The organism is Rhodoblastus sp., from assembly GCF_041915505.1.
Classification (GTDB): Bacteria; Pseudomonadota; Alphaproteobacteria; order Rhizobiales; family Beijerinckiaceae; genus Rhodoblastus.
The window spans coordinates 1-4,651 of record NZ_JAYSBG010000283.1; the positions used below are offsets into that span (position 1 = coordinate 1).

General features: G+C 65.1%; 6 protein-coding genes and 1 riboswitch. Of the genes, 2 read left to right on the forward strand and 4 right to left on the reverse strand.

The genetic code is table 11. The features are described from left to right. The first annotated feature begins 6 nt into the window (after window positions 1-6). Window positions 7-951, forward strand: a complete 945-nt coding sequence (dgcA, locus tag ACE3S9_RS15150) for an N-acetyl-D-Glu racemase DgcA (RefSeq protein WP_374547321.1) — start codon at window positions 7-9, stop codon at window positions 949-951. A gap of 24 nt (window positions 952-975) precedes the next feature. On the opposite strand, the gene crcB is transcribed toward dgcA, so the two are convergent. From crcB to ACE3S9_RS15165, 3 genes are all read right to left on the reverse strand, one after another. Next, on the reverse strand, window positions 976-1,407 hold the full coding sequence (gene crcB, locus ACE3S9_RS15155) for a fluoride efflux transporter CrcB (RefSeq protein WP_374547316.1): 432 nt from the start codon (window positions 1,405-1,407) through the stop codon (window positions 976-978). Between the two features lie 83 nt (window positions 1,408-1,490). Continuing rightward, window positions 1,491-1,553, reverse strand: a riboswitch (Fluoride riboswitch). 62 nt (window positions 1,554-1,615) lie between these two features. Continuing rightward, on the reverse strand, window positions 1,616-2,233 hold the full coding sequence (locus ACE3S9_RS15160) for a helix-turn-helix domain-containing protein (protein ID WP_374547317.1): 618 nt from the start codon (window positions 2,231-2,233) through the stop codon (window positions 1,616-1,618). A 70-nt stretch (window positions 2,234-2,303) separates the two neighbouring features. Continuing rightward, complete coding sequence (locus tag ACE3S9_RS15165; RefSeq protein ID WP_374547318.1) at window positions 2,304-3,230, reverse strand: DMT family transporter; 927 nt, start codon at window positions 3,228-3,230, stop codon at window positions 2,304-2,306. A gap of 83 nt (window positions 3,231-3,313) precedes the next feature. Between ACE3S9_RS15165 and ACE3S9_RS15170 the strand changes: the two genes are divergently transcribed. Beyond that, window positions 3,314-4,201, forward strand: a complete 888-nt coding sequence (locus ACE3S9_RS15170; RefSeq protein ID WP_374547319.1) for a UDP-2,3-diacylglucosamine diphosphatase — start codon at window positions 3,314-3,316, stop codon at window positions 4,199-4,201. Window positions 4,202-4,228: 27 nt separating this feature from the next. Here the strand turns inward: ACE3S9_RS15170 and ACE3S9_RS15175 are convergent, their stop codons facing one another. Next, on the reverse strand, window positions 4,229-4,543 hold the full coding sequence (locus tag ACE3S9_RS15175) for a rhodanese-like domain-containing protein (protein ID WP_374547320.1): 315 nt from the start codon (window positions 4,541-4,543) through the stop codon (window positions 4,229-4,231). Window positions 4,544-4,651 lie beyond the last annotated feature (108 nt).

Below are 4,651 nucleotides of genomic sequence, written 5' to 3' on the forward strand. Positions count from 1 at the left end.
TTCGCGCTGCAAAACCCCTTCGTGATCGCGCGCGGGGCGAAAACTGAGGCCGTCGTCGTCGTCGCGACCATCCGACAGGGCGCCTTCGCCGGACGCGGCGAATGCACGCCCTATGCGCGCTATGGCGAGAGCGTGGACAGCGTGACGCAACAGATCGAATCGGTCCGCGCCGCCATCGAGGCCGGAGCCGACCGCGCCACGCTGCAGGCTTTGCTGCCGGCGGGCGCGGCGCGAAACGCTCTGGATTGCGCCCTGTGGGATCTCGACGCGAAAATGACCGGCGTTCCCGCCTATCAGCTCGCGGGGTTGCACAGACTCGCTCCCTGCGTCACCGCTTTCACTTTGTCGGTCGGGACGCCCGATGAAATGGCGCGGGCGGCCCAGGCCGCCGCCGACCGGCCGGTGCTGAAGGTCAAGCTCGCGGGCGCGGGCGATTCGGCCCGGCTTGCCGCCGTGCGCGCCGCCGCGCCCGAGGCCGAACTCATCGTCGACGCCAATGAGGCGTGGCGGCCCGAAAATCTCGACGAAAATTTCGCCGCCTGCGCCGCCGCGGGGGTCGCTCTGGTCGAACAACCACTGCCCGCCGGCGCGGACGCGCTGCTGGCGGAACGGCGCTGGCCGGTCGCGATCTGCGCCGATGAAAGCGTCCACGACCGCAAGGGCCTCGCGGCGCTGCGTCCGCGCTATGACCTCGTCAACGTCAAGCTCGACAAGACCGGCGGCCTCACCGAGGCGCTGGCTTTGGCCGATGAGGCTGAGCAGCTCGGCTTTGGCCTGTTCGTCGGCTGCATGGTGGCGTCATCGCTCGCCATGGCCCCGGCTCTGTTGCTCGCCGGGCGCGCCCGCTTTGTCGATCTCGACGGCCCGCTGCTGCTGGCGCGGGACCGGCCGGAAGGCCTGCGCTATCAGGGTTCGACGATCTTCCCGCCGGACCCCGCGCTTTGGGGGTAAAGCCGGAAAGCCGGCGCGAAGCCCTCAGGCTTCCTCCTCGATGAGGATTTGCGCAATCCGCTTGGCGTCGCCATTCAGTTTGGTCGCGGAATAATGGCCCAGCGCGACCGCCAGGAGACACAGCATCACCGACACGACAATATTCAGCGCCGCGCGGCTGAAGGCGCCGCCCTGCAGCAATTCAAGCGTTTGCAGGCTGAAGGACGAAAATGTCGTGAAGCCGCCGCACAGGCCGACCATCACGAAAAGCCGCAGATTTTCGGGCGCTGGATAGCGCCCGTGCGCGAGGGTCAGCGCGCCGAAAAAACCGATCGCGAAAGATCCCGCGACATTGATAACAAGGGTGCTCCAGGGAAAACGGTGGCTGATCGGCAAAGCGGCGACGGAAATGCCGTAGCGGGCAAGGGTCCCCAGGGCCCCGCCGATCATGACGATGAGATAAGAACTGAAAGGCATGCGCGCTCCTTAAAAATCTGGGGCGGGCATGAAAAAGCCCGCCGGCGCGGCGGGTTGCTGTGGACGCACCCCTACCGCCGATTGTCGCGGTAGGAGTCATCAGCCCTCGCGGGCGGTTTTGGGGGAACTCCATCCCCATGGCTTGAAGATAAACCATTTTTCGGCTTCGCCGCAAGGCGCCGATCCGATAGGGCGGCGCGCAACGCCCTCATTCCATCGCGGCGGCCTTGAGGATGCAGATCATTTCCGCGCGGGCGGGAACCGCGCCCACGTTGCGGATGACATGGCGGCGGTCGGCGCGATAGCGCAAGGTTTCGTCGGCGCGAACCGTCTCGGCCTCATCGCCCGCCTCGACGTGCAATTCGCCTTCGATAACGGTCAGGCACTCCACCGCGCCACGCTGATGAGCCTCCGATTCGAGCACGCCGCCCGGATCGGCGAAAAAGTCGTAGCATTGCAGCCATTCGACCGTCTTGATCCAGCCGGTAATGGCGAGACGGCACTTGCCGTCGTCGGAAACGAGAATCGGCGTATCGCCGCGCGAGACCTTCTCGATGAAGGAGGAATCATCGCGGTCCTGCAGCACCCGCTCGATCGAGACATCGAGCGCCTGGGCCAGCCGCCAGATGGTGGCGAGCGTCGGATTGGTCTCGTTGCGCTCGATCTGGCTGATGATGGATTTGGCGACGCCGGATTGCTCCGACAATTCGGACAGCGACAGATTATAGGCCTTGCGCAGACGCTGCACGGTCTTGCCCAATTGCCCGGACACCGCCGCCGCGCCAGCCTCCAGCGCCTTCTGTCTGTCGCGTCCCTCGATTCCCATGCCGCCAATCCGGTTCTTCGCTGCCGTTTGGCATAGTAATCGAATTCGTTTGGAATATCGAACGAAATGTTCAATCGGCCGACGCCGGCCGGCGCCCCATCCGCTCGCCTAACACGGCCAGCAGCCCGGAGCCGGCAATGGCCGTCGCGCCGGCGAGAACGGCCCAGGACGGCCATTGATCGAAGATCAGCAGGCTCGCCAGCAGCGCCCAGACCATGGCCAGATAATCGTAGGAGGCCAGCAGCGAGGCGTCGGCGTAGCGATAGGACGTGGTGACCAGGATCTGCGCGCAACCGCCCATCGCCCCGGCCCCGATCAGCGCGATCCACTCGCGCGAATCGGGCGCGACAAAGGCCTGCGACGGCAGCATGTCGGGCGCGGCCTGCGCCACGGCCAGCGCCACGGCCCCGGCGACGGTCGTCAGGCAGGTGAAATAAAACACGATTGCAGCGGTATGTTCGGACGCCGCGAGACGCCGCGTCTGGATGATGGAGATGGCCGCGAAACCCGCCCCCGTCAGCGCCACCGCCGCGCCCAGCCCCTCCTGCCCCAGGCTGCGGCTGAAATCAGCCAGGCCGACATGATCGCCCAACATGGCCAGCACGCCGCCGAAGCCAATCAGCACCGCGAGCCAGCGGCTGGCGTGGACGTCCTCGCGCAGGCCCAAAGCGGCGATCAGCGTCACGAAGATCGGCGAGGCGTAGAAATAGGCGGTGGCGTCGGCCAGCGGCAGCAGCGCGAGGCTGGTGAAATTGGCGAACATGCCCGCCGTCCCGGACAGGCCGCGTCCGAGATGGCCGAGCGGCCGGCGCGTGGCGAGATGACGCGGAAAGCCGCCGGTCCATGTCAGCCAGCAGAACAGCAAGGCCAGCGCCACGACCGAGCGGAAGAACACGATTTCGGAGACGGGAATGCGCGGCGCCGCGACGCGCACGCCCACGCCCATCGCGGTAAAGGCCAAGGTCGAGAGGATTTTCAGTAGAATTCCGAGCGTCATCGCACGGCCTGGAGCAGTATTGTCATCGTCTCGCAACATGAAGATGGCAGCACGTTCGGTAGGAACACATCAGAGGCGCGACCATGAACGCCAAGCCAGACGTGACCGCCGAGGCGCATGCGCCGCAGAGATATCGCAGCCTGTTCATCTCCGACATTCATCTCGGCACGCGGGGCAGTCAGGCCGATCTGTTGCTGGATTTTCTCAAACATAACGAATCCGAAGAACTGTTTCTGGTCGGCGACATCATCGACGGCTGGCGCCTCAAGACCGGCTGGTACTGGCCGCAGGCGCATAACGACGTGATCCAGAAGCTGTTGCGCAAGGTCCGCAAGGGCGCCCGCGTCGTCTTCATACCGGGCAACCACGACGAATTCGCGCGCGATTTCCTCGGCCTCGAATTCGGCGGGGTCGAGGTCATCGACCATGTCGTCCATGAAACGGCGGACGGCAAGAAGATGCTGGTCGTGCATGGAGACCAGTTCGACATCGTCGTCAACCACGCCCGCTGGCTCGCCCATCTCGGCGACTGGGCCTATGATTTCGCGATCTGGACCAATACCTGGTTCAATGTCGGCCGCCGCAAGCTCGGCCTGCCCTATTGGTCCTTCTCCAAATGGGCCAAGCTCAAGGTGAAGAACGCCGTCAATTTCATCGGCGATTTCGAGGAAACGCTCGCCGCCGAGGCGCGCAAGCGCGGCGTCGACGGCGTGATCTGTGGCCACATCCACCATGCGACGATCCGCGAGATCGACGGCATCACTTATGTGAACACCGGCGATTTCGTCGAATCCTGCACCGCCATCGCCGAACATTTCGACGGCAGGCTGGAGCTGCTGCATTGGAGCTTGCTGGAGGACGAGCGCGCGGCTCTGTCGACCGTCATCGCCTTGCCGCCGCCCGAGCCGATAAACGAATTCATCGCCCCGCCCCTGCCCGCCGAGGCGGGCAAAATCGCGGCGCGCCTCTGAACGGCGCGCCGGCCCGGCCGCCGCGGCTTACTTTTCGACCGGCTCGCCCGCTGCAACCCATTCCAGCATCGAGCCCTCGTAATGGGCGTCGGCGTCGCGACGGCCGCCCAGCCGCGCCATTTCAATGGCCTGAAGCGTGCGCTTGCCCGAACGGCAATTGAAGACGATTCGCTTGCCCGGCTCCTTCGGCAGGTGGGCGGGATCGAAACGCGACAGCGGCATGCTGGCCGCGCCGGGAATATGGCCGGCCGCGAATTCGTCGGGCTCGCGCACGTCGATCAGCGCAATCGAACCATCCGCGAGGCCTTTCTTGAGTTCCTCGCGCGTCACAACTTCAACCATTGTCCTTCTCCAAACCCGCCATTTGTCCGGCAAATGGAATCGCTCGCCGGGGATACCAGTTCCGTGCCAGAATTTTGACGCACGCCGGGGGTCTTTTTACGCCTCTCG